27 protein-coding genes, 4 pseudogenes and 1 riboswitch are annotated in these 26,632 nt (G+C 73.1%); of the genes and pseudogenes, 13 read left to right on the top strand and 18 right to left on the bottom strand.

Annotated elements, in window-relative coordinates:
- Positions 1–85 precede the first annotated feature (85 nt).
- The 3 genes from ACN265_RS05785 to ACN265_RS05775 form a co-directional block, all read right to left on the bottom strand.
- Positions 86–1,465 (bottom strand): glycine--tRNA ligase, encoded by a 1,380-nt coding sequence (locus ACN265_RS05785; RefSeq protein WP_204926316.1) that lies wholly within the window; start codon positions 1,463–1,465, stop codon positions 86–88.
- 116 nt (positions 1,466–1,581) lie between these two features.
- The gene (locus ACN265_RS05780; protein ID WP_204926481.1) at positions 1,582–2,082 is read right to left on the bottom strand and encodes a hypothetical protein; all 501 of its coding nucleotides are present in this window, start codon (positions 2,080–2,082) and stop codon (positions 1,582–1,584) included.
- Positions 2,083–2,289: 207 nt separating this feature from the next.
- Positions 2,290–2,631, bottom strand: coding sequence for an antibiotic biosynthesis monooxygenase family protein (locus tag ACN265_RS05775; RefSeq protein ID WP_204926315.1), 342 nt, complete (start codon positions 2,629–2,631; stop codon positions 2,290–2,292).
- Between the two features lie 27 nt (positions 2,632–2,658).
- On the opposite strand from ACN265_RS05775, the gene ACN265_RS05770 reads away from it, so the two are divergent.
- From ACN265_RS05770 to ACN265_RS05740, 7 genes and pseudogenes are all read left to right on the top strand, one after another.
- Positions 2,659–2,916 (top strand): DUF6703 family protein, encoded by a 258-nt coding sequence (locus ACN265_RS05770; RefSeq protein WP_204926314.1) that lies wholly within the window; start codon positions 2,659–2,661, stop codon positions 2,914–2,916.
- Between the two features lie 54 nt (positions 2,917–2,970).
- Positions 2,971–3,915, top strand: a complete 945-nt coding sequence (locus tag ACN265_RS05765; RefSeq protein ID WP_421406270.1) for a metal ABC transporter substrate-binding protein — start codon at positions 2,971–2,973, stop codon at positions 3,913–3,915.
- Positions 3,912–4,673 carry a metal ABC transporter ATP-binding protein gene (locus tag ACN265_RS05760; protein WP_421406268.1) on the top strand — a complete coding sequence of 254 codons (762 nt, stop codon included), beginning with the start codon at positions 3,912–3,914 and terminating at the stop codon, positions 4,671–4,673. Before ACN265_RS05765 ends, ACN265_RS05760 begins: the two co-directional genes overlap by 4 nt.
- A gap of 3 nt (positions 4,674–4,676) precedes the next feature.
- The gene (locus ACN265_RS05755; protein WP_204926311.1) at positions 4,677–5,543 is read left to right on the top strand and encodes a metal ABC transporter permease; all 867 of its coding nucleotides are present in this window, start codon (positions 4,677–4,679) and stop codon (positions 5,541–5,543) included.
- Between the two features lie 43 nt (positions 5,544–5,586).
- Positions 5,587–5,889 (top strand): annotated as a pseudogene (locus tag ACN265_RS05750) (ArsR/SmtB family transcription factor); the annotation flags it as partial.
- 67 nt (positions 5,890–5,956) lie between these two features.
- A complete protein-coding gene (locus ACN265_RS05745) occupies positions 5,957–6,562 on the top strand; it encodes a hypothetical protein (RefSeq protein WP_204926310.1) in 606 nt (201 codons plus the stop codon).
- A 115-nt stretch (positions 6,563–6,677) separates the two neighbouring features.
- Positions 6,678–8,168, top strand: coding sequence for a cellulose binding domain-containing protein (locus ACN265_RS05740; RefSeq protein ID WP_421406267.1), 1,491 nt, complete (start codon positions 6,678–6,680; stop codon positions 8,166–8,168).
- Between the two features lie 46 nt (positions 8,169–8,214).
- Here the strand turns inward: ACN265_RS05740 and ACN265_RS05735 are convergent, their stop codons facing one another.
- Positions 8,215–9,471 carry a cellulose binding domain-containing protein gene (locus tag ACN265_RS05735; RefSeq protein WP_421406265.1) on the bottom strand — a complete coding sequence of 419 codons (1,257 nt, stop codon included), beginning with the start codon at positions 9,469–9,471 and terminating at the stop codon, positions 8,215–8,217.
- A gap of 241 nt (positions 9,472–9,712) precedes the next feature.
- Here ACN265_RS05735 and ACN265_RS05730 point away from each other — a divergent pair, with 241 nt between their 5' ends.
- On the top strand, positions 9,713–9,880 hold the full coding sequence (locus ACN265_RS05730; RefSeq protein WP_204926308.1) for a hypothetical protein: 168 nt from the start codon (positions 9,713–9,715) through the stop codon (positions 9,878–9,880).
- 97 nt (positions 9,881–9,977) lie between these two features.
- Here the strand turns inward: ACN265_RS05730 and ACN265_RS05725 are convergent, their stop codons facing one another.
- Positions 9,978–10,481 (bottom strand): DUF6328 family protein, encoded by a 504-nt coding sequence (locus tag ACN265_RS05725; protein ID WP_088644403.1) that lies wholly within the window; start codon positions 10,479–10,481, stop codon positions 9,978–9,980.
- A 123-nt stretch (positions 10,482–10,604) separates the two neighbouring features.
- Entirely contained in the window at positions 10,605–11,438 is an 834-nt protein-coding gene (locus tag ACN265_RS05720; protein ID WP_421406264.1) for an alpha/beta fold hydrolase, read from the bottom strand.
- Between the two features lie 110 nt (positions 11,439–11,548).
- Positions 11,549–11,654: riboswitch (TPP riboswitch) on the top strand.
- Between the two features lie 76 nt (positions 11,655–11,730).
- On the opposite strand from ACN265_RS05720, the gene ACN265_RS05715 reads away from it, so the two are divergent.
- The 3 genes from ACN265_RS05715 to ACN265_RS05705 are packed head-to-tail and all read left to right on the top strand — an operon-like array spanning position 11,731 to position 14,638.
- Positions 11,731–12,321, top strand: a complete 591-nt coding sequence (locus ACN265_RS05715; protein WP_420117724.1) for an ECF transporter S component — start codon at positions 11,731–11,733, stop codon at positions 12,319–12,321.
- Between the two features lie 33 nt (positions 12,322–12,354).
- Entirely contained in the window at positions 12,355–13,782 is a 1,428-nt protein-coding gene (locus ACN265_RS05710; RefSeq protein ID WP_421406262.1) for an ABC transporter ATP-binding protein, read from the top strand.
- A 55-nt stretch (positions 13,783–13,837) separates the two neighbouring features.
- Complete coding sequence (locus tag ACN265_RS05705; protein WP_420117722.1) at positions 13,838–14,638, top strand: energy-coupling factor transporter transmembrane component T family protein; 801 nt, start codon at positions 13,838–13,840, stop codon at positions 14,636–14,638.
- Positions 14,639–14,770: 132 nt separating this feature from the next.
- Here ACN265_RS05705 and ACN265_RS05700 read toward each other — a convergent pair whose 3' ends face one another.
- On the bottom strand, positions 14,771–15,022 hold the full coding sequence (locus ACN265_RS05700; RefSeq protein WP_421406260.1) for a hypothetical protein: 252 nt from the start codon (positions 15,020–15,022) through the stop codon (positions 14,771–14,773).
- A gap of 386 nt (positions 15,023–15,408) precedes the next feature.
- Here ACN265_RS05700 and gndA point away from each other — a divergent pair, with 386 nt between their 5' ends.
- The gene (gndA, locus tag ACN265_RS05695) at positions 15,409–16,854 is read left to right on the top strand and encodes an NADP-dependent phosphogluconate dehydrogenase (RefSeq protein ID WP_204926303.1); all 1,446 of its coding nucleotides are present in this window, start codon (positions 15,409–15,411) and stop codon (positions 16,852–16,854) included.
- A 247-nt stretch (positions 16,855–17,101) separates the two neighbouring features.
- Here the strand turns inward: gndA and ACN265_RS05690 are convergent, their stop codons facing one another.
- The 3 genes from ACN265_RS05690 to recO form a co-directional block, all read right to left on the bottom strand.
- Positions 17,102–17,287: a hypothetical protein gene (locus tag ACN265_RS05690; protein ID WP_357024099.1), complete on the bottom strand. Its 186-nt coding sequence runs from the start codon at positions 17,285–17,287 to the stop codon at positions 17,102–17,104.
- A 71-nt stretch (positions 17,288–17,358) separates the two neighbouring features.
- Entirely contained in the window at positions 17,359–18,135 is a 777-nt protein-coding gene (locus ACN265_RS05685) for an isoprenyl transferase (RefSeq protein WP_204926478.1), read from the bottom strand.
- A gap of 32 nt (positions 18,136–18,167) precedes the next feature.
- A complete protein-coding gene (recO, locus tag ACN265_RS05680) occupies positions 18,168–19,070 on the bottom strand; it encodes a DNA repair protein RecO (protein WP_204926301.1) in 903 nt (300 codons plus the stop codon).
- Between the two features lie 102 nt (positions 19,071–19,172).
- On the opposite strand from recO, the gene ACN265_RS05675 reads away from it, so the two are divergent.
- Positions 19,173–19,949 carry a DUF4097 family beta strand repeat-containing protein gene (locus ACN265_RS05675; protein WP_357932128.1) on the top strand — a complete coding sequence of 259 codons (777 nt, stop codon included), beginning with the start codon at positions 19,173–19,175 and terminating at the stop codon, positions 19,947–19,949.
- 16 nt (positions 19,950–19,965) lie between these two features.
- On the opposite strand, the gene ACN265_RS05670 is transcribed toward ACN265_RS05675, so the two are convergent.
- The 8 genes and pseudogenes from ACN265_RS05670 to ACN265_RS05635 form a co-directional block, all read right to left on the bottom strand.
- The gene (locus tag ACN265_RS05670) at positions 19,966–21,048 is read right to left on the bottom strand and encodes an acyltransferase family protein (protein ID WP_421406258.1); all 1,083 of its coding nucleotides are present in this window, start codon (positions 21,046–21,048) and stop codon (positions 19,966–19,968) included.
- Between the two features lie 131 nt (positions 21,049–21,179).
- A complete protein-coding gene (era, locus tag ACN265_RS05665; protein WP_204926298.1) occupies positions 21,180–22,076 on the bottom strand; it encodes a GTPase Era in 897 nt (298 codons plus the stop codon).
- On the bottom strand, positions 22,073–22,459 hold the full coding sequence (locus ACN265_RS05660; RefSeq protein WP_204926297.1) for a cytidine deaminase: 387 nt from the start codon (positions 22,457–22,459) through the stop codon (positions 22,073–22,075). Before ACN265_RS05660 ends, era begins: the two co-directional genes overlap by 4 nt.
- Positions 22,452–23,831 (bottom strand): hemolysin family protein, encoded by a 1,380-nt coding sequence (locus ACN265_RS05655; RefSeq protein ID WP_204926477.1) that lies wholly within the window; start codon positions 23,829–23,831, stop codon positions 22,452–22,454. Before ACN265_RS05655 ends, ACN265_RS05660 begins: the two co-directional genes overlap by 8 nt.
- Positions 23,807–24,280: an rRNA maturation RNase YbeY gene (gene ybeY / locus ACN265_RS05650; protein ID WP_088644390.1), complete on the bottom strand. Its 474-nt coding sequence runs from the start codon at positions 24,278–24,280 to the stop codon at positions 23,807–23,809. Before ybeY ends, ACN265_RS05655 begins: the two co-directional genes overlap by 25 nt.
- Before the next feature lie 18 nt (positions 24,281–24,298).
- Positions 24,299–24,658, bottom strand: a pseudogene (locus ACN265_RS05645) (PhoH family protein); the annotation flags it as partial.
- Between the two features lie 261 nt (positions 24,659–24,919).
- Positions 24,920–25,471 (bottom strand): annotated as a pseudogene (locus ACN265_RS05640) (LAGLIDADG family homing endonuclease); the annotation flags it as partial.
- A 258-nt stretch (positions 25,472–25,729) separates the two neighbouring features.
- A pseudogene (locus ACN265_RS05635) lies at positions 25,730–26,425 on the bottom strand (PhoH family protein); the annotation flags it as partial.
- Positions 26,426–26,632 lie beyond the last annotated feature (207 nt).

The following is a 26,632-nucleotide window of genomic DNA, read 5'->3' as shown; positions in this document are numbered from 1 at the left end:
CGGACAGGGCTCTCCACCGATGCCGGAGAACGGACCGGCCCCGCCCCCGGTCAGCGGGGCGGGGCCGTCCGGCGGTGCTCGCCGGTCAGCAGCCGGGCAGGCGCTCGATCAGGTAGCGCTCGACCTGGTCGAGGGCGACCCGCTCCTGGGCCATGGTGTCCCGGTTCCGCACGGTCACCGCGTCGTCGTCGAGGGTGTCGAAGTCGACGGTGACGCAGAACGGGGTGCCGATCTCGTCCTGCCGGCGGTAGCGGCGGCCGATCGCCTGCGAGTCGTCGAACTCGACCACCCAGCGCTTACGGAGCTGGGCGGCGAGCCCCTTGGCCTTCGGCGAGAGCGCCTCGTTGCGCGACAGCGGCAGCACCGCCACCTTGACCGGGGCCAACCGGGGGTCGAAGCGCATCACGGTGCGCTTGTCGACGCCGCCCTTGGTGTTCGGGGCCTCGTCCTCGTCGTACGCCTCCAGCAGGAACGCCAGCACCGCGCGGGTGAGGCCGGCGGCCGGCTCGATGACGTACGGCACCCAGCGCTCGTTGCGGGTCTGGTCGAAGTACGACAGGTCCACCCCGGAGTGCTTGCTGTGCGTGGCCAGGTCGAAGTCGGTACGGTTGGCGACGCCCTCCAGCTCGGCGAACTCGGTGCCGCCGAACCGGAACCGGTACTCGATGTCGACGGTGCGCTTCGAGTAGTGGGAGAGCTTCTCCTTGGGGTGCTCGTAGAAGCGCAGGTTCTCCTCCGACAGACCCAGGTCGAGGTACCAGTTCCAGCGCTCCTGCAACCAGTACTCGTGCCATTGCTCGTCGGAGCCGGGCTCGACGAAGAACTCCATCTCCATCTGCTCGAACTCGCGGGTACGGAAGATGAAGTTGCCCGGGGTGATCTCGTTGCGGAACGACTTGCCGGTCTGCGCGATGCCGAACGGCGGCTTCTTGCGGGCGGCGGTCGCCACGTTGTTGTAGTTGACGAAGATGCCCTGGGCGGTCTCCGGGCGCAGGTAGTGCAGGCCCTCGTCGCTCTCCACCGGGCCGAGGTAGGTCTTCATCAGGCCGTTGAACATCTTCGGCTCGGTGAAGGTGCCCTTGTTGCCGCAGTTGGGGCAGTTCAGCTCCTGCAACGAGGTCAGCGGCTTGCCGTGCTTCTCGGCGTACGCCTCCTCCAGGTGGTCGGCGCGGAACCGCTTGTGGCAGGACTGGCACTCGGTCAGCGGGTCGACGAACTCGGCGAGGTGGCCGCTGGCCTCCCAGACCTTGCGGGCGAGGATGACCGCCGAGTCGAGGCCGACGACGTCGTCGCGCTGCTGGACCATCGCCTTCCACCACTGCCGGCGGACGTTCTCCTTCAGCTCCACGCCGAGCGGACCGTAGTCCCACGCCGACCGGGTGCCTCCGTAGATCTCGCTGGAGGGGAAGACGAAGCCTCGGCGCTTGGCGAGGCTGACGACGGCGTCGATACGGTCGGCTGGCATGTTTCCTCCTACGCCGGCTGGCGGTCGGCGTGGCCATGAAGACGGGTGGGACCGGACGGCCCGGGACAACGGTACGACCAGCAGCGCCCCGGGCCCAGCAGAATACCGGGGACGGCTCAGCTGACCCCGCAGACCTCCATGCCGCCGCTCTGCTGGTCGGCGGCGAGGGTGACCTGCTGGGTGTCTTGGCCGCCGCCGCTGAAGGTGACGTCGACCGGCACGGTCAGGGTCTGCGGGTCGACGTCGCCCACCCGGTAGCTGGCGACCGCCGGCTCCTCGGCGACCCGGCGGGTGAACTCGCCCCGCGACTCCCGCCGCCGCGCGTCCTCGCAGAGGGTGTCGTAGGCCTTGCCGTACTCCTTGGCGACCAGGGCGCGGTAGTAGTCGTCGGTGACCGCCTGGCCCTGCTCCTCGATGGCCTGCACGTTGCTGACCACCAGCCCGACGGCTGCCGCGCCACCGCCGCCGCAGCAGATCAGCAGGGCCAGCGCGCCGACGCCGAGGCCCAGCCAGAGCCGCTTGCGGCTGCCCTCGGTGGGCGGGGCGGCGAACGGCGGGGCGACCCCGGGCCCCGGGGGCGGCGGGGGGACCCCCGGGTCCGACGGCGGGGTGGGCACGCCCGGGACACCCGGCGGGGTGGGGGTTCCCGGGCCACCCGGGGCGGCGGGCGGCGGTGCGCCGTCCGGGCCGGGTGTCGCGGGGTACGGCGGTGGGGCTGCCGGGCCGGGAGCGGTCATAGGAGCAGGGTAGTGCCCCCGGGCCCGACGCTGCGGACGCGCGGCCCGATCGGACTCGCTGCTACCGGACACGCAGCCGGATGTGGTTCAGCGGTGCGGACGCGCGGCCCGGTCGCTGTCGACGACCACCACCTCGCCGTCGGGGGCCGCGCCGGCCAGCGTCTCGTACGCCGAGGGTTCGTCGACCGACTCGGCGAGCAGCGGCACGGCGGTGATCTTGACGTCGAACCCGCCCAGCGCCCGCCGGTACGTCCCGACCGACTCCCACTCGGTGAGCAGGCACCAGTGCCGGGGGTCGTCGAGGGCACGCAGGAGTTCACCGCGTAGGTAGCCGGGGCGGGCGGCGAGCGCGGCCAGCGCGGCGTGCGCCCGGGCGGTGAAGTCGTCCGACGCCTCGACGGCGACCACGAACCGGTTGGTGACCAGCACCGGGTTCCTCCTCGTAGAGTCTGTGGGATGCAGCCTACGCAGCGCCCTCTGCTGGCCCGGTTGGCCCGGGCGAACCCGACGTCGGTGTTCCTCGCCACCCTGGCGCTGGTGCTGGTGGCGCTCTTCGCACCCGGCCCGGTCGGTGGGCTGCTCCTGCTGGCGCTGGCCGCGGGGCTGGCCTACCTGCTGACGGTCACCTGGCCGGTGCAGGCGCCGCAGACCCGGCTGATCCGGCTGGTGATGCTGACGCTGCTGGTGGCAGTGGCCCTGGTCAAGCTCTTCTGACATGCACCCATGCGTTTTTGACAATCATTCTCGTTTTCACGGACAGTTGCCGACATGACCTCCCGCACCCCGCTCCGCGCCCTGACCGCCGCCGCCACCGCCCTGCTCGTCCTGACCGGCGGCACCGCCTGCTCGACCGAGGGCGCCGGGGCCGACCCGGACCGGGTGGACGTGGTCGCCGCCTTCTATCCCCTCCAGTTCGTCGCCGAGCGGGTCGGCGGGAACGCGGTCACCGTCACCAACCTGGCCAAGCCGGGCGCGGAGCCGCACGACCTGGAACTCAACCCGCGCCAGGTCGGCCAGGTCAGCGAGGCCGAGCTGGTCTTCTATCTCAAGGGCTTCCAGCCGGCGGTGGACGAGGCCGTCGCGCAGAACGCCGCCGACCGGGCCTTCGACGTGACGACCGTCGCACCGCTGCGCGACGCGACAGCCGACGGGCACGACCACGAGGGTGAGGACGGTCACGCCGAGGAGAGCGGCGGCAAGGACCCGCACCTCTGGCTCGACCCGACCCGGCTGGCCACCGTCGCCGACAGGCTCGCCGAACGGCTCGGCGCCGTCGACCCGGACCGGGCCGCCGACTACACGACCCGGGCCCGGACGCTGCGCGGCGAGCTGGAGAAGCTCGACACCGAGTACGCCGCCGGCCTGAAGACCTGCCAGCGCCGGGAGATCGTGGTCAGCCACGCCGCGTTCGGCTACCTCGCCGAGCGTTACCAGCTGGAGCAGATCGGCCTCACCGGGCTCACCCCCGACACCGAGCCCGCCCCGCAGCGGCTGGCCGAGGTCGCCCGCGAGGCCCGCGAGCACCGCGCCACCACGATCTTCTTCGAGACGCTGGTCAGCCCGAAGGTCGCCGAGACCATCGCCGCCGAGGTCGGCGCGAAGACCGCGGTGCTCGACCCGATCGAAGGGCTCTCCGCTGACGGGGGTGGGGACTACCTTTCGGTGATGCGCACCAACCTGACCACGCTCCGTACCGCCCTGGGGTGCTCGTGACCGCTCCCGTCATCCAGGTCTCGCACGCCACCGCCGGCTACGACGGCCGCCCGGTGCTGCGGGACGTCTCGCTGACCGTCACCGCCGGCGAGGTGGTGGCGGTGCTCGGCGCCAACGGCTCCGGCAAGTCCACCCTGATCCGGGCGGTGCTCGGGCTGGTCCCGCTGGGTGCCGGCACCGTCGAGCTGTTCGGCGTCCCGCAGCGCCGGTTCCGGCAGTGGCACCGGATCGGGTACGTCCCGCAGCGCCTCGGGGCCGGCAGCGGCGTGCCGGCAACTGTCCGTGAGGTGGTGGCCTCGGGGCGGCTGGCCCGCCGGGGCGTGCTGCGCCCGCCGGGCCGGGCCGACCGGGCCGCGGTGGACGCGGCGCTGCGCGCGGTGGGGCTCGCCGACCGGGCCCGCGACCCGGTGGCCACCCTCTCCGGCGGCCAGCAGCAGCGCACCCTGATCGCCCGCGCCCTGGCCGGTGAGCCGGAGCTGCTGGTGCTCGACGAGCCGACCGCCGGGGTCGACGCGGCCAGCCAGGAGGCGTTCGCCGGGGCGCTGCACGACTTCGTCGGCACCGGGGGCACCGTGCTGCTGGTCGCCCACGAGCTGGGGCCGCTGCGCCCGCTGATCAGCCGGGCGGTGGTGGTGCACCAGGGTGGCGTCTGCCACGACGGCCCGGTGCCCGAACCGGCCGGGCACCACGCCGAGCCCGACCACGACCACGTGCACCCGCACGGTCCCGAGGAGCCCGCCGGGCTGTGGAGCAGCTGAACGATGGACCTCTTCCAGTACGACTTCATGCAGCGGGCGCTGGTCGGTGCCCTGGTGATCGGGCTGGCCGCCCCGGCTCTCGGCATCTATCTGGTGCAGCGGCGGCTGGCCCTGATCGGTGACGGCATCGGCCACGTCGCGCTCACCGGCGTCGGGGCGGGCCTGCTGCTCAACCGGTCCCCGGTGCTGGTGGCGGTGGTCGCCGCGATCCTCGGTGCGGTCACCATCGAGCTGGTGCGGGCCCGGGGCCGCACCTCCGGCGACCTGGCGCTGGCGCTGCTGTTCTACGGCGGCATCGCCGGTGGGGTGATGCTGGTCGGTCTCTCCGACGCCAGCAGCGCCAACCTCAACGCCTACCTGTTCGGCTCGCTCACCACCACCTCCCCCGCCGACCTGACCACCATCGCGGTGCTCGGCGCGAGCATCGCGGTGCTCATGCTGGCGCTGCGCCCGGCGCTGTTCGCGGTCTGCCACGACGAGGAGTACGCCCGGGTCGCCGGGTTGCCCGTGCGGGCGTTGAACATGCTGCTGGCGGTCGCCACCGCGGTCACCGTCACCATCGCCATGCGGGCCGTCGGCGTCCTGCTGATCAGCGCGCTGATGGTGGTGCCGGTGGCCACCGCGCAGCAGGTCACCCGGGGCTTCCGCAGCACCATGACGGCGGCCATGGCGCTCGGCCTGTTCGCCGCCGGGGCGGGGGTGTGGGTGGCGGCCACCGCCGACACCGCCCCCGGCGCCTCGGTGGTGCTGCTGGCGATCGCGTCGTTCCTCGTGGTGGCGCTGGCCGCGGCCGCCCGGCGGGTGCTGCGCCGCCGGGCCACCCCGGCCGTGGTCAGCGCGCCGGAGCCGCACGAGGTGGTGCTGCGGTGACGCCGACCGACGAACCGTCACTGGTATTGGTTACCGTTACGGGGTGACCGGCACCCACGGCTACGACGCCTTCGAGGGCGCGGGCGAGCTGCTCCGGGCGCTGTCCGCGCCGATCCGGCTGGCGATCGTGAGCGAGCTGGCCCAGGGCGAGCGGTGCGTGCACGAGCTGGTCGAGCAGCTCGGCGCACCGCAGCCGCTGGTCTCCCAGCACCTGCGGGTGCTGCGCGGCGCGGGGGTGGTGCGGGGTTCCCGGCGCGGCCGGGAGATCGCCTACGCCCTGGTCGACGAGCACGTCGCGCACATCGTCGCCGACGCGGTCAGCCATGCCGGGGAGGGGCCGTCCGCCCCCGGTGAGCCGGCCGCCGGGCGCGCGGGGGGTGCCGGGCGGCCCGCGTCGTGGCACGCTGTCGGCCGTGAAGATCTACGCTGACCGTTTTCCGGTCGCCCTCCGTCAGTTCCTCACCGATCTCCTCGTCGTCGCCTGGGTCTATGCGGCGATCCGCTTCGCGATGTGGCTGTACGACCTGGTGGAGAAGCTTGCCGTACCGGGGCGGAAGCTGGAGGGGGCCGGCGGCGGCCTCGCCGACAACCTGGCCGAGGCCGGTGGCAAGGTGGGCCGGGTGCCGCTGGTCGGCGACGAGCTGACCGGCCCGTTCACCAAGGCCGCCGACGCCGCCCGCGCGGTGGCCGAGGCCGGCCGCGACCAGCAGGACCTGGTCGGTCAGCTCGCGTGGGCGTTGAGCATCGCGGTGCTGGTCTTCCCGCTCGGGCTGGTGCTGTTCGGCTGGCTGCCGCTGCGGCTGCGCTGGATGCGCCGGGCCGCGTCGGCGAAGGCCCTCGCCGCCGGGCCGGCCGGCCGGGACCTGCTGGCGCTGCGCGCGCTGACCAGTCAGCCGCTGCGCAGGCTGACCCGGATCGACCCCGACGTGGCGCAGGCGTGGCGGCGGGGCGACGACGCCACCGTCGACGCGCTCGCCGCCCTGGAGCTGCGCCGACTCGGCCTGCGCGGTGGTCGGTAGGCACCGTCACCTGTTGTGTCCCCCCGGCCCGCAGGCTTAGATGATGGTGAATGTCTTAGGTCTGCAAAGCCGTCGTCGTGCGTCGGCACGGACGGCCCGGAGAGGGAGCGTCCCCATGCCCGTGTCCCGCAGTCGGTCGATCCTCGCGGCGGGAGCCGCCGGGGTGGTGGCGGTGCTGGCCGCCACCCTCATCGGCCTGCCCCCGGCCAGCGCCGCCACCGGCGACGGCTCCCCCACCGACGCGAACATCGCCTTCGTCGGCCGTTGGGACCGCAGCAACAGCAGCGCGTACGTGCCGAACTGGGCGGGCGCCTACCTCAAGACCGGGTTCACCGGCACCACTGTCAAGCTGCGGCAGCGCCGCACCATCGACCTCTACTACAGCATCGACGGGGCCGACTTCCGCTACCTGACCAACGTCAGCGGCACGGTCAACCTGACCCCGACCCCGCTGCGCGCCGGCAACCACACGCTTGTGGTGTCGTACCGGGTGGTCGCCGGCTCGTACACCGGGGACGCGGTGTTCCAGGGGCTCACCCTCGACTCGGGCGCGCGTACCCTGCCGGCGGCGGTCCGGCCCCAGCTGATCGAGTTCGTCGGCGACTCCATCACCCTCGGCACCACCTCGTCCCGCACGGCGCTGACCGCGTACGGCTGGCTGACCGGCGAGCAGCTCGGCACCGAACACACCCAACTCGGCTACGGCGGGGGCTGCCTGGTCGCCACCGCCGACGGCTGCGTCAGCGTCGCCAGCCAGTTCCTCCGCACCGGGTACGCGGCGAACAGTCCGGCCTGGGACTTCAGCCGCTACCAGGCCGACGCCGTGGTGATCAACCTGGGCACCAACGACCGCAGTCACGGGGTGAGCGGCACGGACTTCCAGAACCAGTACGCCACGTTCATCCGTACCGTGCGGGGCAAGTACCCGCGCGCGGCGATCTTCGCGCTGCGCACCTTCAGCGGCCGGTACGCCGCGGAGACCGCCGCCGCCGTCAGCACGGTCACCGGCGGCGGCGACCGCAACGTGTTCTACGTGGACACCACCGGCTGGCTGCCGGCCGACGGGCTGAGCGACTCGGTGCACCCGAACGACGCCGGGCACCGGGCGATCACGGCCCGGCTCGCCCCGGTCATCGCGGCGAAGCTGACCACCACGCCGACGCCCACCCCCACCACGGCACCGCCGACCACCGCACCCCCGACCACGGCACCCCCGACCACCGCACCGCCGACCACCGCACCCCCGACCACCGCGCCGCCGGTGACCACGCCGCCGCCCGGCGGGACCGGATGCGCCGTCGGATACGCGGTCACCGGGCAGTGGCAGGGCGGGTTCCAGGGCGAGGTGACGATCCGCAACACCGGCACGGCCCCGGTCGACGGCTGGACGCTGCAGTGGAGCTTCGCCGACGGCCAGCGGATCAGCCAGGCCTGGAACGCGAGCTACACGCAGAGCGGCGGCACCGTCCGCGCGACCAACGCCGGCTGGAACGGCACGATCGCGGCCGGCGCGACGGCGAGCTTCGGTTTCCTCGCCGACGCCACCGGTGCGAACAACCGGCCCGCCGGCTTCACCCTCAACGGCACCGCCTGCACGCTGTCCTGACCCCGGTCGGGCGGCCCCGGTTCCGGGGCCGCCCGACCACACGCCGTCAGCGCAGGTAGGCCGCGAGGCCGAGCTGCTGGTTACGCAGGGCGGTGGCGACCACGCCGGCGATCTGCCGGGCCCCGGCCGTCTCGAAGTGGGTGTGGTCGGCGCAGAAGAACGCGCCCACCGCGCCCGAGTTGTAGTCACCGTTGTTCGGGCACAGCTTCAGCGTGTTGTAGAGCGTGTAGCTCAGCTTGTGCAGGTCGATGACGGGGACGTTGTTGGCCCGACCCGCGTCGAAGGTCTCGGTGAGGAAGCCCCGGTTGCCCACGGCGGTGCTACCCGAGCAGGTGATCGCGGCGGCCGGGGTGAGGAAGACCGGGTACGCGCCCCGCTGCTGGGCCGCGCGGGCCATCACGCCGAGCAGTTCCTTGTAGCGGGCCGAGCCGACGTGCCGGTTGCAGGTGGTGCTGCCGTCGTTGATGCCGAACTGGATGAACAGGTAGTCGCCGGCCTTCATCCCGCCGTTGGCGTTGAGCATCGCCTGCCAGCGGGTCGAGTAGGTCTGCGGGTTGATCACGCACTCGCCGGCCGCGTTCATCGTGGTGGTGACGTTCGGGTCGTACAGCCAGGTCTGGATGCTGCGCCCGCCGACCGCGCTGTTGACCACGGTGGCGTTGCCGTTGAGGTACTGGCCGAACTGGTTGCCCCAGCCCACCGGGCAGGCCCCGCTCGACGACGGGTTGGCGACCGTGGAGTCCCCCGCCAGCCACACGGTGACCCGCGGCTGCGTCGTGGGCGTCGGGGTGGGGGTCGGCGTCCGGGTCGGGGGCGGCGTGGGAGTGAGGGTCGGGGTGGGGGTGGGCGGGGTGGACGGTGGCGGGCAGGGGGTGACGGTCGGGGTCGCGCCGGTGCAGGAGACCCCGTTGAGCGCGAACGCGGTGGGCACCGGGTTGGCGGTGGTCCACGCGCCGTTGAACCCGAAGCTGACGGCGGCCCCGGTCCCGATGGTGCCGTTGTAGCCGACGTCCGTGGCGCTGACCGCCGTCCCGTTCTGGGTGACGGTGGCGTTCCACGCCTGGCTGACCCGCTGCCCGCTGGCGAACGCCCAGGTGAGCGTCCAGCCGTTGACCGGATCGCCGAGGTTGGTGATGGTGACGTCCGCGCCGAAGCCGCCCTGCCACTCGCTGGTGACCTTGTAGTCGACCCGGCAGCCGGTGGCCGCCGCGGTGGCGTTGCCCGCCGCGACCGCCACACCGCCCGCGAGGACCGCCAGTGTGATCGCGCCGAGTCCGGCGATACGTCGCCGCGCTGCTCTCATCATCTGCTCCTAGTCGCCGGTGCCGGGCCGGCGTCGCCCGCCCCCATCTGGACGGCCGCCCGAGCCCCGCGACGATGGCCGCAGCCCGGGACGAGAGGAGGCAAAAATCGATGTTACTCGATATTAATCTGCTCTCCCACCTCCGCCCGGTCGGGCCGGCACGCCAGGCGACGCCGCACCGGGCCGCGGGCGGTCGCGCTCGGTCGTCGGGCACCACGACCGGCTCGTCTAGGGTGGTGCGGTGCTCTACTTCCTGATCGTGATCGCCGTGCTGCTGCTGGCGTACGCCGCCGTGCTGGTCAGCTTCGTCCGGCGCGGACGCAAGATCCCGCCGCAGGCGTACCTGGTGTTGGCGCTGCTCAACGGGCTCATCCTGGCGGCCGTGCTGGCCTGGGCCATCGCCCGCTGACCCACCGGCCGGCAGCGGGGCCGGGGGCCCACCCGGGCCGCCGTCGCCCGGGTGGGCCCCCGGCCCACCGCACTCGTCGCACCACCCGCGGTCGGGATCAGTCGCCGTTCAGCACCACCGGGTCGTCATCGTCGTCGTCGATGTCGTCGTCGCCCCAGTTGCGCCGGGCGAACGGCAGGATCACCCAGAAGGTCAGGAACCACAGGCCGGTGATCACGGTGAGCACCACGGCGATGCCGGTGTCGAGCACGAAGTCGGCGATCAGCAGGACCGCGCTCACCATCGCGACCAGCATGAAGGCCAGGCCAGCGGAGGCCATCCGGTGCGCGAAGCGGACCAGTTCCGGCTTGCGGCCCTGGCGGAACAGCGCCCGGTGGAAGGCGACCGGCGAAATGATCATCGCGGTGGCCGCGGCGGCGGACAGCAGGGCCAGGATGTAGACGTCCCGCTGGAACTCGCTGGTCCGGGTGAACCCGTTACTGAACGGCAGGGTCAGCAGGAAGGCGAAGAGGATCTGCACGCCGGTCTGGGCGACCCGCAGTTCCTGGAGCAGATCGGCGAAGTTGCGTTGCCATCGCTGCTTCTCGGATTCCTTCGACACGCGTTACCTCCGGTTCAGACGGTACGACCGACGGGGGCACCCCCCGTCGGCAGCAACGCCTGTGCCCGATCCGCAACCGCCCGAAACCGATTCACGAACCCCGATCGGGCCGCTGCGCCGACATCATCGGGCCGACCCGCGCACCCGGGCCAGGATCGCCTCGGCCAGCGGGCCCGGCGCCTCGTCGGGAATCCAGTGGGTCACCCCGGAGAGCACCACGAACCGGTAGTCCCCCGACACGTGCCGGACGCACGCCTGCGCGGCGGCCCGTCCGATCGCCACGTCCCGGTCGCTCCACACGTAGCTGGTCGGCACGCCCACCGGACCGACCGCCTTCATGTCCCGACCCGACATCGCCCGGTACCAGTTCAACGCCCCGGTCAACGCGCCGGGCGTCCGCAGCGGCCCGGCGTACCCGGCCACCCGGGCCGGGTCGCCGACGCCGGACAGCAGCCGGCGCAGCACCACCCCCCGCCCGGCCAGCAGCACCTTCTCCGCCAGGCCGGCCCGGCGGAACAACGCCATGTACGACGAGCGCGCCCGCTGCCGGCGGTCGGTGGCCAGCGCGTACCCGAAGGCGGCCGGATGCGGCACCGAGACCGCGGTGAGGGTACGCACCCGCTCCGGATGCCGCGCGGCCAACGCCCAGGCGACGACCGCGCCCCAGTCGTGCCCCACCACGTGCGCGGTGTCGACGCCCAGCGCGTCCAGCACCGCCACCGCGTCGGCGACCAGCTCCGGCAGCCGGTAGTCGGCCACCTCGGTGGGACGGGCACCGGGCGAGTAACCCCGCTGGTCGGGTGCGTACGTGCGCAGCCCGGCGGCGTGCAGGGCCGGCACCACCGCGTCCCACTCCCCACCGTGCTGGGGGAAGCCGTGCAGCAGCAGCACCACGTGGCCGCCCTCCGGGCCACCGGCCCGTACGTCGAACGTCAGTCCCCGCGCCGCTACCCGCATGATCGTCAGACTACCCAGCGACCCGGGCCCCGACCGGGCGTCGAATGCCGGGAACCATGACCTGCTGGGCCGTTGCCGCAGGTCGGTGCTAGCGTCTGCCGAGACAACTTCACATCCGACAGGGGAGCGCACAGCGCTGAGAGTGCGGGCACCGCCCGCAGACCCTCGAACCTGATCTGGGTAATGCCAGCGCAGGGAGTTCGGTCGACCTCCAGCCGCGCCGCCGTCCGGCTGCCGCCGGGCGCGGCGTGCGTCTTCTCCTGGTTCGATCTTCTGGACTGGGAGCACCGACATGCAGCACACCACCACCAACCGGTGGCGCACGATCGACATCGTGGTCGCCGCCGTGATCGCCGTGGCCTTCGGGGTCATCTTCTGGGCCTGGGGCCTGGTCTGGAAGGCCGCCGACCCGGTCTTCGCCGCCGCACCGGCCAGCCAGGCCGTGATGTACGGGGTGTGGCTCGTCCCGGCCGTGCTCGGCGGCCTGGTGATCCGCAAGCCGGGGGCGGCCCTGTTCTGCGAGGCCGTCGCCGCCACCGTCTCCGCACTGCTCGGTGCGGAGTGGGGCGGCGTCACCATCGTCCAGGGCCTGATTCAGGGTCTCGGCGCGGAGCTGGCCTTCGCCGCGTTCCGCTACCGGGCGTACCGGCTGCCGGTGGCGGTGCTCGCCGGGGCGATGACCGGGCTGAGCGCCGCCCTGTTCGACTTCTTCGTCTGGAACGCCGAGTACGCCCTGACCAGCTACCGCCTGCCGTACGCGGCGCTGACCGTGCTCAGCGCCGCCGTCGTCGCCGGTGTCGGCGGCTGGTACCTGACCCGGGCGCTCGCCGAGACCGGGGTGCTCGACCGGTTCCCCGCCGCCCGCGACCGCACCCTCGTCTGAGGCTGCCGTGGCGAGCGGGGAAGGGTCGGCGGTGTGGCCGGGGTGAGGCTGGTCGGCTTCGGCTGGCGGCACGCCGGGCGGCGGGCCTGGGCGGTACGCGGGGTCGACCTGCGCATCGACCACGGGGAACGGGTGCTGCTGCTGGGGCCGTCCGGGGCCGGCAAGAGCACCCTGCTCGCCGCGCTGGCCGGGCTGCTGCCGGCGGACTCCGGCGAGCGGGAGGGCACCGTCGAGATCGACGGCCTCGACCCGGCCAAGGCCCGCGAACGGGTCGGCACCGTCTTCCAGGACCCGCAGTCCCAGCTCGTGATGGCCCGCTGCGGCGACGACGTCGCGTTCGGCCTGGAGAACCGGGGGGTACCCGGCGACGAGATCTGGCCCCGGGTGGACGAGGCGCTGCGCCGGGTCGGTTTCCCGTACCACCGGGACCGGCCCACCGCGGCGTTGTCCGGCGGCGAGCAGCAGCGGCTCGCCCTGGCCGGGGTGCTGGCGCTGCGGCCGGGGCTGCTGCTGCTCGACGAGCCGACCGCCAACCTCGATCCGGCCGGCGCGGACCTGGTCCGCACGGCGGTGGCCGGCGCGTTGGACCCCGACACCACCCTGGTCCTGGTCGAACACCGGGTCGCCGACGCCCTGCCCCTGGTCGACCGGGTGGTGGTGCTGGCTCCCGGTGGCGGGGTCCGGGCCGACGGGACCCCGGAGGCGGTCTTCGCCGCGCACGGGGCCGCGCTCGCCGCCGAGGGGGTGTGGGTGCCCGGTCACCCCACGGTGACCCGGCGGGCCGCCGGACCGAAAGGCGCGGAGTTGCTCACCGCCGACCGGCTCGGCCTGCCGCCCCGGCTGGCCCCCACCGACCTGGCCGTACGCGCCGGCGAGGCGCTCGCCGTCCTCGGCCCGAACGGGGCCGGCAAGTCCACCCTCGCGCTGCTGCTCGGCGGCCTGCTCCGCCCCGGGGCCGGCCGGCTGACCGCCACCGCCGCCCTGGCCGACGGGGACACCCGTACGCCCCCGCACCGGTGGCGGGCCCCCGCCCTGGCCGGTCGGATCGGTTCGGTCTTCCAGGACCCGGAGCACCAGTTCGTCACCCGTACCGTCCGCGACGAACTGGCCCTCGGTCCGCGCCGGACGGGTCGCCCCGAACCGTCCGTCCGGGCCACCGTGGACGAGTTGCTGGAGCGGCTGCGGCTGACCCGGCTCGCCGGGGCCAACCCGTACACCCTCTCGGGTGGGGAGGCCCGGCGGCTCAGCGTGGCGACCGCCCTGGCCACCGCGCCCCGGCTGCTGATCTGCGACGAACCCACCTTCGGCCAGGACCGCCGCACCTGGGGTGAGCTGGTCGACCTCTTCGCCGACCTGCGCGACGCCGGACACGGCGTGGTCACCGTCACCCACGACGGGGACTTCGTCGCCGCGCTCGCCGACCGGGCGGTCACCCTGCGCCCCGCCCGGGAGCAGCCGTGACCGCCCCCGCACCGCGCCCCCGCACCACCGCCCGTCCACGGGCGTGGGGGCGGTCGTGATCGGTCTGGAACCCGTCGCGACGCCCGGTGCGCCGCTGGCCCGACGCAACCCGGTGGCGAAGCTCGCGGCCGGTCTGGTCTTCTCTTTCCTGCTGGTGGCCAGCCTCGACCCGGTCGCGCCCGCGGTGGCGATCGCCATGGAACTGGCGCTGCTGCCACTGTTCGGCATCCGCTACCGGGTGCTGGCCCGGCGGGCCCTGCCCCTGCTGGCCGGTGCCGTCGGCATCCTGGTCACCCTGGTGCTGTTCGCCGCCGACCGTTCCGGCCGGGTGCTCGGGGAGGCCGGACCGCTGCTGGTCACCTCGGGAGTGCTGGTCACCGCGTTGGGACTGGTGTTGCGGATGCTCGCGGTCGCCCTGCCCGGGGTGATCGTCTTCGCGACCACCGACCCGACCGACCTGGCCGACGCGCTGGTACAGAACGCGAAGGCCCCGGCCCGCTTCGCCATCGGCGCCCTGGCCGCGTTCCGGCTGGTGCCGCTGCTCGGTCAGGAGTGGCAGATGCTGACCATGGCGCGCCGGGCCCGGGGGGTGGACGCCGGCCGTAACCCGCTGGCCCGGCTGCGGCTCTTCGCCGCCACGGCGTTCGCCCTGCTGGTGGGGGCGATCCGGCGCGGCACCCGGCTGGCGGTGGCGATGGACGCCCGGGGCTTCGACGCCGGCACCCCGCGTACGGTGGCCCGCCGGCAGGTGTTCCGCCCGGCCGACTGGCTGCTCGTCGCCGGAGCGGCCGCCCTGGCCGGCAGCGCCCTCGCGGTCAGCGTCGCCCTCGGCACCTTCCGCCCCCTGATCGGCTGACCCACCCGGCCCGCCGAGCGGCAGGCCGCCGGCGCCATTGAGCCGAAACAGCGGTATCCGAGGGCTCGGATACCGCTGTTTCGGCGATCTGGCGTAACGGGCCCCCGGCCGAGGGGGCCCCCGCCGGGCGGGTCAGCTGCGGCGGAAGGCGTACCGCCGGTTCTGGCCCTGGGCGGTGGTGGAGCCGGCCCGGACCGGCCGGCCCGACCGCGACGGCGGAGGGGGCGGAGTTTGCCGCGCGGCGGCGTCCGGGTGGGACGACGCGACGGCGAGGGGAACCGGGTGCGCGGGCGTCACGGTGAGTGCCGCGAGCGCCGTCGGGTCCACCTCCACCGGGGACGGTACGGGACGACGGGACTTCTTCGGACTGCGCTTGGCGGGCATACGCTGCCTCCTGACGAGGTGCGGAGGGCCACCCTGCCACGCGGACGGCGGGCGGGCGGTCGACGGACGGGATCGGCTCCGGACGACCGGCCACGGGTCATCCCCCTGCGGGGAGGAGTGGGAAACGCGGACGCCCGAGCACGCGGACCCACGGCCACGGCGGCGGGTCGGCTCTGGAGAGAAGGGCGTCAGATGCGCATGCCGTCACGCTAACCCACCCCCGCACCCGGCGCACCCGCTTTTCCGACCCCGTCGCGCCGACGGCGGCGACCCCCGCCGGGCGTACGCGACCACCCTGTGACACTGGGTGGACGGCGGCTGCCGGCCCTCGCGGGCGCGCGATAGGTTCACAGCACACAGGTGACGTGAGAGGTGGCGGGTACGACATGACGCAACAGGCGACGGCGCAGATCGGCGTGACCGGGCTGGCGGTGATGGGTCGCAACCTGGCCCGCAACCTGGCCCGGAACGGGTTCACCGTGGCGGTGCACAACCGCTCCCCGGAGCGCACCCGCAGCCTGGTCGCCGAGCACGGCGACGAGGGCACCTTCGTGCCGTCGGAGTCCCTGGCCGACTTCGTCGGCTCGCTGGAGCGGCCCCGCGCGGTGATCGTCATGGTCAAGGCGGGCGCCCCCACCGACGCCGTCATCGACGAGCTGGTGCCGCTGCTGGAGGAGGGCGACATCGTCGTCGACGCCGGCAACGCCCACTTCGCCGACACCCGCCGCCGGGAGGAGACGCTGCGCGAGCACGGGCTGCACTTCGTCGGCACCGGTGTCTCCGGTGGCGAGGAGGGCGCGTTGCTCGGGCCGAGCATCATGCCGGGCGGCTCGGCGGAGTCCTACCAGAAGCTCGGCCCGATGTTCGAGAAGATCGCCGCGCAGGTGGACGGCGTCCCCTGCTGCCAGCACGTCGGCCCCGACGGCGCGGGCCACTTCGTCAAGATGGTCCACAACGGCATCGAGTACGCCGACATGCAGCTCATCGCCGAGGCGTACGACCTGCTGCGGGCCGGGCTGGGGGCGACCCCGGCGGAGATCGCGGAGATCTTCCGGGAGTGGAACACCGGCGAGCTGGAGTCGTTCCTCATCGAGATCACCGCCGACGTGCTGGCGCACACCGACGCCGCCACCGGCAAGGCGTTCGTCGACGTGGTGCTCGACCAGGCCGAGCAGAAGGGCACCGGCCGCTGGACGGTGCAGATCGCCCTCGACCTGGGCATCCCGATCACCGGCATCGCCGAGGCGACCTTCGCCAGGTCGCTGTCCGGGCACGCCGGTCAGCGCGAGGCGGCCCGCCGCACGTTCGGCGACGCGGGCGAGAAGTGGCAGGTCGAGGACCGGGACGCGTTCGTCGAGGACGTCCGCCGGGCACTGCTGGCCAGCAAGATCGTCGCGTACGCGCAGGGCTTCGACCAGATCCGGGCCGGCAGCCGCGAGTACCACTGGGACATCGACCTGGGTGGCACCGCCACCATCTGGCGGGGCGGCTGCATCATCCGGGCGCGCTTCCTCGACCGCATCCGGGAGGCGTACGACTCGCAGCCGGAGCTGCCGACGCTGCTGGTCGCGCCGTACTTCGCCGACGCGGTGAGCGACGGCGTGCCGAGCTGGCGTCGGGTGGTGGCGGACTCGGCGCGGGCAGGTGTGCCCACCCCGGCCTTCTCCTCGTCGCTCGCCTACTTCGACGCGCTGCGCGCGGAGCGGTTGCCGGCGGCCCTGATCCAGGGCCTGCGGGACAACTTCGGCGCGCACACCTACCACCGGATCGACCGGGAGGGCGCGTTCCACACCCTGTGGGCGACCGCCGACCGCTCCGAAGTGGCCGGCTGACCAGCCCGCCGACGTCGGTGCGGTGTCCACACCGCACCGGCACCGGGGCGGCCCGTCCGCCCGGGGCCGGGAGGACATGACGAATGCCCCGCTGTTGCGGCACGTGCCGCGACGGCGGGGCATTCTCACGCCTGGGCCCGGGCGCCGGTCCACGGCGATCCGGGCCGACAGGTGACCGGCTGGGGCGCGGCATCCGTCGGCCCGTTGCCGGGGGGTGGTCAGCGGTGTGCGGCCGGCCGGGCGGCGGTCACCAGAACCGCCGACGGCGGGCCTTCTGCGGGCGCAGCACGTCGGCGCCCCGGCTCAGCATCCGGCTCACCCCGCTGGGGCCGCGACGGGCCTCCAGGGTGTGGCTCAGCCGGCGGGCGCCCGCCGCGGCCAGCGGCACGGCGACCGCCATGACCGCCCACTGTGCGATCCGCTTCTGAATCATGAGTGCTCACCTCCGCGATTGGCTGCTCACCAGGGGATACCCCGACGGTGAGATCACCAACCGTGGTCCGGTCAGCGCGGCGGGGCGACCGGGTTGGGCAGCGCGCCACCGAACCGGCGGTCCCGCTGGGCGTACAGCTCGCAGGCGTACCACAGGTGGCGGCGGTCGAAGTCCGGCCAGAGGGTGTCCAGGAACACCAGCTCCGCGTACGCCGACTGCCAGAGCATGAAGTTGGAGATCCGTTCCTCGCCGGAGGGGCGCAGGAAGAGGTCGACCTCGGGGACCTCCGGGTGGTAGAGGTACTTCGCCACGGTCTTCTCGGTGACCTTGTCCGGGTCGAGCCGACCGGCGGCCACCTCCCGGGCGATCGCGGCGGCGGCGTCGGCGATCTCGGCCTGGCCGCCGTAGTTGACGCAGAACTGGAGGGTCAGCGTCGAGTTGCCCCGGGACATCTCCTCGGCGGTCTGCAACTCGGAGATGACGCTCTTCCACAGCCGGCCCGCCCGCCCCGACCAGACCACCCGCACCCCCAGGTCGACCAGTTGGTCGCGGCGGCGGCGGATGACGTCCCGGTTGAAGCCCATCAGGAAGCGGACCTCGTCCGGCGAGCGCCGCCAGTTCTCGGTGGAGAAGGCGTACGCCGACAGGTAGGGCACGCCCAGCTCGATCGCCCCCTCCACGGTGTCGAAGAGGCTGAACTCGCCCTGCTCGTGGCCCTTGGTGCGGGGCAGACCGCGCTCCTTGGCCCAGCGGCCGTTGCCGTCCATCACCACCGCGACGTGCTTCGGCAGCGCCTCGGCGGGCAACGCCGGTGGACGTGCCCCCGACGGGTGCGGGGTCGGTGGCACCGGCTCCCGCCGGCCGGACCTCAACGATCGGATCACTCGGTCATCTCCCTGTCCACACCCTCCACACCGACCCGGGGCGGCACCACCCGGCCACCCGGCGCACCGCCGTCGTCCCCGGCCGGCCCGCCACCACCCACCGGTACACCGCCCACCGGGCCGGTGTCCGGCGCACCGCCCCGGTCGACCAGCGGCAGCGAGCGTAGCGCGCGTTCCAGGTGCCACTGCAGGTGCGCCGCGACCAGGCCGCTGCACTCCCGGCGTACCCCGGTGGCGGTGGCGTCGGCGACCTGCCAGTCGCCGCTGGTGAGGGCGGACATCAGGTCGATGGTGGCCGGCGCGGGGTGGGCCGCGCCGGGCGGCCGGCAGTCCGGGCAGACCGCGCCACCCGCCGGTACGGAGAACGCCCGGTGCCGCCCCGGGGTGCCGCAGACCGCACAGGCGGTCAGTGCCGGCGCCCACCCGGCGAGGCTCATCCCGCGCAGCAGGTAGGCGTCGAGCACCAGCGTGGTGGCGTGCTCCCCCAGCGACAGCGCCTTGAGCGCGCCGAGGGTGAGCTGGAACAGCCGCAGCGACGGTTCCCGCTCGACGGGGGTGAGGCGTTCGGCCGTCTCCGCGATCGCGCTCGCCGCCGTGTACCGGGGGTAGTCCCCGAGGAAGCGCCGGCCGTACAGGTCGATGCCCTCGACCTGGCTGACGCTGTGCAGCGAGCTGCCGGTGTTGCCCTTCGGGTCCCCGGCGAGTTGGAGGTCGATGTGCCCGAACGGTTCCAGCCGGGCACCGAACTTGCTGGTGGTACGGCGTACCCCCCGGGCCACCGCCCGCAGCCGGCCGTGCCGGCGGGTCAGCAGCGTGATGATCCGGTCGGACTCGCCCAGCTTCTGCACACGCAGCACCACCGCGTCGTCGCGGTAGAGCTGTCGGCGGTACCCGGCCATCGGGTCATTCTCTCTCGGGGTGGGAAATCAGGGTCGGATCGGGGTGGGTGGGTGCCGCGCCCCGGATGTGCGCCGGGGTGCGGCGGTCGTAGGTTGCTGGTCATGGCACTTCCCCGCAGCGTGGTCGCCCTGGGCGCGACCGCCGCCCTCATCCTCGCCACCGGGTGCGACACACTGGCGTTCCGGCGGCTGGACTTCGACACCACCGAGACGGCGACGATCGCCCGGATCACCGTCCGGCCCGGTTCCGGGGACGTCGTGGTGCGGGCCACCGGCCCGGCCACCGGGGTACGCGTCAAGCGGGTGCTCCGCTACCAGGGTGACCAGCCCGACACCACGTACCAGATCACCGGCGACGAACTGGTGCTGGACACCGGCTGCGGCCCCCGCTGCTCGGTGTCGTACGAGGTGACCGCCCCGCCCGGGGTGCGGGTGCAGGGCGAGACCGGCTCCGGCGACGTCGAGCTGGCCAAGATCGGATCGGTCGACTTCTCCCTGGGCTCGGGCAACCTGCGGATCGCCGACGCCAGCGGCCCGGTGCGGGCCGAGACCGGCTCGGGCAACATCGAGGTGCTCAACGTCACCGGCCCGGTCGACCTGCGGGCGTCCTCCGGTGACGTCACGGGCACCCGGCTCGGTGGCGACGTCTTCGCCGAGACCGACTCCGGCAACATCACGCTCCTGCTGAGCACCGCGGCCTCGGCGCGGGCCCACGCCGGCAGCGGGGACGTCGAGCTGACGGTGCCGGCGGGCCGCTACCGGGTGAAGTCGAACGTCGACTCGGGGGAGGCCGAGATCGGGGTGACCAACGATCCGACGGCGTCGCTGGTGCTCGACCTCGAGACCGGCAGCGGGAACGTGACGGTCGTGCAGCGTTGAGGCGTCCCGGCGTACCTCAGCGGGCCCTGGTCCCGGCGGCGTCGGCCCCGGCCGTCCGGGGGGCCGGGACGACGGGCGTCGCCGGCACCGGTCGGGCCGGCCGCCGGCCCGGGACCAGCTCGGGGCGGCGGCGGGCCGCCACGTCCTCGACCCAGCCGACCAGCAGGGTCACCACGCCCACCAGGAGGAAGACCAGCACCACCCGGATCGCCAGCCCCCACGGGTCGCGGGTCGACCAGCCGACCAGCCCGACCAGCGGGGTGAGCGCCACCACGAAGGGCATGTGCCACAGGTAGATGGTCAACGCGCGCCGGTTCGCGATCGTCACCAGCCGGCTGACGATCCGGTTGCGGTCCACCCAGGCGGCGGTGGCCGGGGCCCGGCCGATGACGACCAGGATGAACGCCGCCGACCACAGGGCGTTGCCCAGCGGGATGTCGTTGAGGTCGTAGCCGCGCGGCCCGGGGTGGGTGAGGATCCAGCCGGCGCCGGCCCCGGCCAGCAGCAGCGCCGCCGGCACCAGCACCCGGCCGGCCAGCCGGCGCAGCAACCCGTCGTGGTGGGCGAAGCCGAGCAGCCAGGCGCCGAAGTACAGGCCGAAGTGCTGCAACACCGTCGAGGTGGTGGTCAGCAGACCCGCCTCGATCGCGATCAACAGCAGGTAGGGGACGGCCAGGGTGGGCAGCGGGGCCCGGCGGAACAGCCACAGCGCCACCGGGGAGGCGAGCACGAACCACAGGTAGTCCCGCAGGTACCAGATCGGGCTGAGCGCGAGCCCACCCCAGTAGTTCGCGGGCGGGTCGGTGATGGGAAACAGCCACAGCACCACCCGGGGGGTGAACACCAGCCCGGTCAGCAGCATCGCCGGGACGAAGACCGCCGCCACCACCCACAGCGAGGGCAGCAGCCGGCGCAGCCGACGCCCGACCGCGGGCACGCCGCAGCGGTCCAGCGACGCGGCCATCAGCGACCCGGCCAGGGCGAACATGACCGACATGGCCGGGAAGACAAGCGTCAGCGAGGCCAGCCCGGTGACGTGGTAGACCACGACCCGGATGATGGCCAGGAACCGGAGCAGATCCAGATATCGGTTACGCATCAGGCTGCATCTATGTCGGGGGCGGGATGGACGTCCCCTACCCTGCGCACCCGACCTGTGAAACCGCTGCTAATCGGTGCCTGACGTGAAACTTCCCATATCAGTGTCCGAATTCCACCCGGCGTACGGGATCAGAAACCCAGCTTGCGCAACTGCTTCGGATCGCGCTGCCACTCCTTGGCGACCCGGACGTGCAGGTCCAGGTAGACCCGGGTGCCGAGCAGCTCCTCGATCTGCTTGCGGGCGGTGGTGCCGACCTCCTTGAGCCGGCTGGCCCGGTGGCCGAGCACGATCGCCTTCTGGCTGGGCCGCTCGACGTAGACGTCGGCGTAGATCTTCATGAGCTGACCCTCGGGGATCATCTCCTCCACCACCACGGCGATCGAGTGCGGCAGCTCGTCGCGGACCCCCTCCAGCGCCGCCTCCCGGATCAGCTCGGCGACCAGCACCTGCTCCGGCTCGTCGGTGAGCATGTCGTCCGGGTAGAGCTGCGGCGACGGCGGCAGGTAACCGGTCATCACGTCGACCAGGGTGTCCACCTGGTGCCCGGAGACCGCGCTGACCGGCACCACGGCGGCGAAGTCAGCCAGCTCGCTGACCGCGAGCAACTGCTCGGCCAGCCGCCGCTTGTCGACCAGGTCGGTCTTGGTGACCACGGCGAGGACGGTGGCCTTCAACTCGCTCAGCTCGCCGCTGATGAACCGGTCACCCCGGCCCACCGGCTCGTCGGCCGGAATGCACAGGCCGATCACGTCGACCTCCGTCCAGGTGGTGCGCACCAGGTCGTTGAGGCGCTCGCCGAGCAGGGTGCGCGGCCGGTGCAGGCCCGGGGTGTCCACCAGGACCAGCTGCGAATCCGGCCGGTGCAGCACGGCCCGGATGACGTGCCGGGTGGTCTGCGGCTTGTTGGAGGTGATCGCGATCTTGGTGCCGACGATGGCGTTGGTCAGGGTCGACTTGCCGGCGTTCGGCCGCCCGACGAAACACCCGAAACCCGCCCGGTACGGCCGCTGCTCCACGCCGGTCACTCGATCACCGTGCCGAGCACCGTGCCGTCCGGCGCGGCCACGTGGATCGGCGCGTCGGCGGACAGGTCCCGCACCGCGGCGTGACCCGCCCCGTCCAGCGTCGACGCCTCGGTCACCACCACCGCCGCCTCCAGCCGACTCGCCCCGGCCGCCACCGCCGACGCCACCGCGAGCTGCAACGCCGTGACCGTCAACGAGGGCAGCGCGACGCTCGCCGCCGCGTACGTCCGGCCGTCCTGGTCGCGGACCGCCGCGCCCTCCACCGCGGCCACCCGGGCACGGGCACCACGGGCCAGCACGACCAGCTTGCCGTCCTCGGCACTCAACTCGGCCGGATCGGACGGGGTGGGCCGGGCGGCCGGCTCGACGGGTGTCTCAGGCATCGGCGGGTTGCCTCTCCTCGGTGCTGTGCTGACTGTCAGGGGAATCGGGTCCGTCCGACGGCACCCGGCTGACCAGCACGCTGTCTATCCGGTTACGTCGGCCGGTGGTGCCCTCGGCGACCAGTTTGAGGCCGGCCACCTCGGCGTCGGCACCCGGGATCGGCACCCGCCCCAGGGCCTGCGCCAACAGGCCACCGACCGTCTCCACCTCGTCGGTGGGCAGCTCGGTGTCGAACAACTCGCCCAGGTTCTCCACCGGCAGCCGGGCGGTGACCCGCACCGCGCCGTCGGCCAGGTGCTCCACCGGCGGGCGCTCGACATCGTACTCGTCGGTGATCTCGCCGACGATCTCCTCCAGGATGTCCTCGATGGTGACCAGCCCGCCGGTGCCGCCGTACTCGTCGACGACGATGACCAGGTGGTTGCGGGCGGCCTGCATCTCCGACAGCAGGTCGTCGACCGGCTTGGACTCCGGCACGAACGTCGCCGGCCGCATCAGCTCGGCCACCGGCGTCTGGTGGGCCCGCAGGTCGCCGCCCCGGGTACGCCGGATGAGGTCCTTGAGGTAGAGCACGCCGAGCACGTCGTCGACGCTCTCCCCGATCACCGGGATGCGGGAGAACCCGGAGCGCAGGAACAGCGCCAGCGCCTGGGAGAGGGTCTTGCCCTCCTCGATCCACACCATCTCGGTGCGCGGCACCATCACCTCCCGGGCGATGGTGTCGCCGAGCGCGAAGACCGAGTGGATCATCTGGCGTTCGCCGTGCTCCACCACCCCCCGCTGCTCGGCCAGGTCGACCAGCTCCCGCAGCTCGACCTGGGTGGCGAACGGCCCCTCCCGGAAGCCACGCCCCGGGGTGACCGCGTTGCCGATCAGGATCAGCAACGAGGCCAGCGGGTTCAGTGCCCGACCCAGCCAGCGCACCAGCGGCGCCACCGCCCGGCCCACCGCGTACGCGTGCTGCCGGCCCAGCGTGCGCGGGGCCACCCCCACCACCACGAAACTGACCACGGTCATCGCCCCGGCGGTCACCAGCGCCGCCCGCCAGCCCGCGCCGAAGCTGTCCACCGCGACCAGGGCGACCAGGGTGGTGGCGGTCAGCTCGGCGAGCAGCCGCAGCAGCAACAACAGGTTGAGGTGGCGGACCACGTCACCGGCGACGGCCTGGAGGGTACGCGCGCCCCGCGCCCCGTCGCGGGCCAGCTCCGCGGCGCGGGCCGGGGAGACCGCGGCCAGCGCGGCCTCGGTCATCGCGATCAGGCCGGCGAGCACCACCAGCCCGGCCGCGAAGAAGATCAGCTGAAGATCGGGAAGGCCGGCGGTCGGACCGGCCGCGACTATGTCCATCACCGGGACCGGGTCGACCGCCAGCTGGCCAGCAGCCGGGCCTGGAGGGCGAACATCTCCCGCTCCTCCTCCGGCTCGGCGTGGTCGTAGCCGAGCAGGTGCAGCACCCCGTGCACGGTGAGCAGGTGCAGCTCGTCGGCGGCGCTGTGCCCGGCGGTGGCCGCCTGCTTGGCCGCCACCTCCGGGCAGAGCACGATGTCGCCGAGCAGTGCCGGTTCACCGCCGGCCGGGGCGCTCTCCCCCGGGCCGTGGTCGACGCTGCCCTCGTCCATGGGGAAGGCGAGCACGTCGGTGGGGCCGTCGCCGCCCATCCAACGATGGTTCAGCTCGGTCATGTAGCCGATGTCGACAAGCAGCACGGACAGCTCGGCGAGCGGGTTGACCCCCATCTCGTCGAGGGCGTGCCGGGCCACGGCGAGCACCGCGTCGGTGTCGACCTCGGCACCGGACTCGTTGGCGATCTCGATGGACAACTGTCTTCCTCTGATTGGTTAGCGGCGTCGGCCGGCTCGGCCGCCCTGGGCGGTCCGCCCCGGCACGGCGTGCACGCCCTGCGCCTGCTGGTTCTCCCGCTCGTCCCAGCGGGCGTACGCGTCGACGATCTCACCGACCAGCCGGTGCCGGACCACATCCGCGCTGGAGAGCTGCGCGAAGTGCACGTCCTCGACATGGCCCAGGATCTCCCGGACCACCCGCAGCCCGCTGGCCGTCCCGCCGGGAAGGTCCACCTGGGTGACGTCACCGGTCACCACGATCTTGGAACCGAAGCCCAGTCGGGTGAGGAACATCTTCATCTGCTCGGGCGTGGTGTTCTGCGCCTCGTCCAGGATGATGAAAGCGTCGTTCAGGGTGTTGTGGGTGACCAGGAAGTCGTCGGTCACGTACAACGAGTCCTCCGCCGCGACCTGGATGCACATCGTCTCCTGCACCCCGGCCGGGATGATCGAGTCGATGAACCGCATCGGCCGCCCGCCGCCGTGCTCGTCGTACCGCTGGCGCTTGCGGGCCAGGCGGAACGGCGGGACACCGGCCGGTAGCCGGATCTCCACGACGTAGGCGTCGGCGCGATACGGGACCGGACGCCCGTTGGCCAGACCGGGCTTGCGTCCCTCGACCTCCCGTACCCGCCAGGTCGCCACTCCGCCGAGCGACTGGACCAGGTGGACGACGTCGTCCCGCAGCCGGGTCGAGGTCGTCGAGTACTGCACCCGACAGGTGCGCCCCGCCTGGACGACCGGCCCCCCGTCGGTGTCCAGCAGCCCCTGCAGAACGGCCAGCCGGACGCCGAGACTGTTCTGCAGGTAGACGTCGGGCACGAACTTGGTCCCCGACTTCGCACCGGCAAGGCCCAGTTCGCGGAGCGCGAGCGTCACCGGGTTGGCGACGATCACCCCGCCCCGGTGACCGTTGACGTGCCGGAGCACGTAGTCGTAGTTGTTCTTGCGCACCAGCTCGATGTCGGGCAGCGCCGCGTCGAGCGCGTCGGCCAGCTCCGGGTCGGCGGTGCTGAAGGCCGGGGTGGTCCGCAACGAGATGCTGCCGTCGCCGAGCAGCAGACCGAGGGCGTACGGGTCGAGCGGAACGTCCTGCGACTCGAGCTGCACCGGTGCCACGACCGGAAGCTCGTACCGGCGGATGTGACCCCGCCGTTCCTTGCCGATCATCTCGTGCGTCTCGAGGGTGCGCCGACCGCCGCGCCGCTTGTCCTCCGGGGTGGCCACCGTCCAGAGGTGTTCACCGCAGCAGAGGGTCGAGGCCCCGTCCTGCGTGGTGACCCGGTATACCTGCTTGGGCCCCTGCGGGTAGATGCCGATCACCGGCGTGGGCGTCCCGTTCGCGCCGATGACCAGGTCACCGACCCGCAGCGACCCGAACGGTCGGAAACCCTCCGGAGTCAGCACCTTCGCGTCGTAGGGCTGCGCCCTACCCCGCATGTACGCCAGCGGCGCCACCTCGATGGTACCGGCGGCCATCAGCTTCGGGATGGACTCCGGGTCGAGCATGTCGTGCAGCGCGTCGTAGAGCGGGCGCAGGTACGGGTCGATCTTCTCGTTCAGGGTGCCCGGCAGGAAGCCCAGTCGCTCGCCCGCCTCGACCGCCGGACGGGTCAGGATGATCCGGCTGACCTGCTTGGCCTGGAGCGCCTGGACGGCCTTCGCCATCGCCAGGTACGTCTTGCCGGTGCCGGCCGGGCCGATGCCGAACACGATCGTGTTGGCGTCGATCGAGTCGACGTACGTCTTCTGCCCGAGCGTCTTGGGGCGGATGGTGCGCCCGCGCCGGGAGAGGATGTTGAGGGTGAGCACCTCGGCGGGTCGCTCGGTGCCGCCCTGTTCGAGCATGCCGACGGTACGCCGGACAGCGTCAGTGGTCAGGGTCTCGCCTTTCTCGATCAGTTCGAGCAGCTCGCTGAAGAGGCGCTCGGCGAGAGCATTGTCCGCGGGCGCGCCGGTGATGGTGATCTCGTTGCCGCGAACGTGCACGTCGCTGGTGACCGAACGTTCGACGAGTCGCAGGATCTCGTCGCCCGCGCCGAGCAGGTTGACCATGATCTTGGCGTCGGGAACCGTGATCCTGGTCTGCACCCGGGGCGGGCCGGGAGGTGGGGTGCCGGTCATAGGTCGGGCCGTGGGGCCCTGCGCCACCTGCTTCCATCTCGCGCCGTGCCCTGCTGGCACGGCGTGCGGACGATACTCCCATCGTATCCGCTCGGGCCCGGCGGCACCGCGCCACTTTTCCCGCCCGGCGGGGCCGGGCGGTCGTACCCGCCTCCCGGCCCGTCCGGCGGCCGGCACCGGGCCGGCAGCTGGCATGTCAGGGCCCGG

It is taken from the genome of Micromonospora sp. WMMD730 (assembly GCF_049178955.1).
Classification (GTDB): Bacteria; Actinomycetota; Actinomycetes; order Mycobacteriales; family Micromonosporaceae; genus Micromonospora; species Micromonospora wenchangensis.
This window is presented reverse-complemented; position numbering and strand designations above follow the sequence as displayed.

Bases quoted from the DNA above. Each gene is read 5' to 3' on its own strand.
- ACN265_RS05785 (WP_204926316.1), bottom strand. From the start codon at position 1,465: ATGCCAGCCGACCGTATCGACGCCGTCGTCAGCCTCGCCAAGCGCCGA.
- ACN265_RS05770 (WP_204926314.1), top strand. From the start codon at position 2,659: ATGCAGCCTACGCAGCGCCCTCTGCTGGCCCGGTTGGCCCGGGCGAAC.
- ACN265_RS05765 (WP_421406270.1), top strand. From the start codon at position 2,971: ATGACCTCCCGCACCCCGCTCCGCGCCCTGACCGCCGCCGCCACCGCC.
- ACN265_RS05755 (WP_204926311.1), top strand. From the start codon at position 4,677: ATGGACCTCTTCCAGTACGACTTCATGCAGCGGGCGCTGGTCGGTGCC.
- ACN265_RS05740 (WP_421406267.1), top strand. From the start codon at position 6,678: ATGCCCGTGTCCCGCAGTCGGTCGATCCTCGCGGCGGGAGCCGCCGGG.
- ACN265_RS05735 (WP_421406265.1), bottom strand. From the start codon at position 9,471: ATGAGAGCAGCGCGGCGACGTATCGCCGGACTCGGCGCGATCACACTG.
- ACN265_RS05720 (WP_421406264.1), bottom strand. From the start codon at position 11,438: ATGCGGGTAGCGGCGCGGGGACTGACGTTCGACGTACGGGCCGGTGGC.
- ACN265_RS05715 (WP_420117724.1), top strand. From the start codon at position 11,731: ATGCAGCACACCACCACCAACCGGTGGCGCACGATCGACATCGTGGTC.
- ACN265_RS05700 (WP_421406260.1), bottom strand. From the start codon at position 15,022: ATGCCCGCCAAGCGCAGTCCGAAGAAGTCCCGTCGTCCCGTACCGTCC.
- gndA (WP_204926303.1), top strand. From the start codon at position 15,409: ATGACGCAACAGGCGACGGCGCAGATCGGCGTGACCGGGCTGGCGGTG.
- ACN265_RS05690 (WP_357024099.1), bottom strand. From the start codon at position 17,287: ATGATTCAGAAGCGGATCGCACAGTGGGCGGTCATGGCGGTCGCCGTG.
- recO (WP_204926301.1), bottom strand. From the start codon at position 19,070: ATGGCCGGGTACCGCCGACAGCTCTACCGCGACGACGCGGTGGTGCTG.
- ACN265_RS05675 (WP_357932128.1), top strand. From the start codon at position 19,173: ATGGCACTTCCCCGCAGCGTGGTCGCCCTGGGCGCGACCGCCGCCCTC.
- ACN265_RS05670 (WP_421406258.1), bottom strand. From the start codon at position 21,048: ATGCGTAACCGATATCTGGATCTGCTCCGGTTCCTGGCCATCATCCGG.
- ACN265_RS05660 (WP_204926297.1), bottom strand. From the start codon at position 22,459: ATGCCTGAGACACCCGTCGAGCCGGCCGCCCGGCCCACCCCGTCCGAT.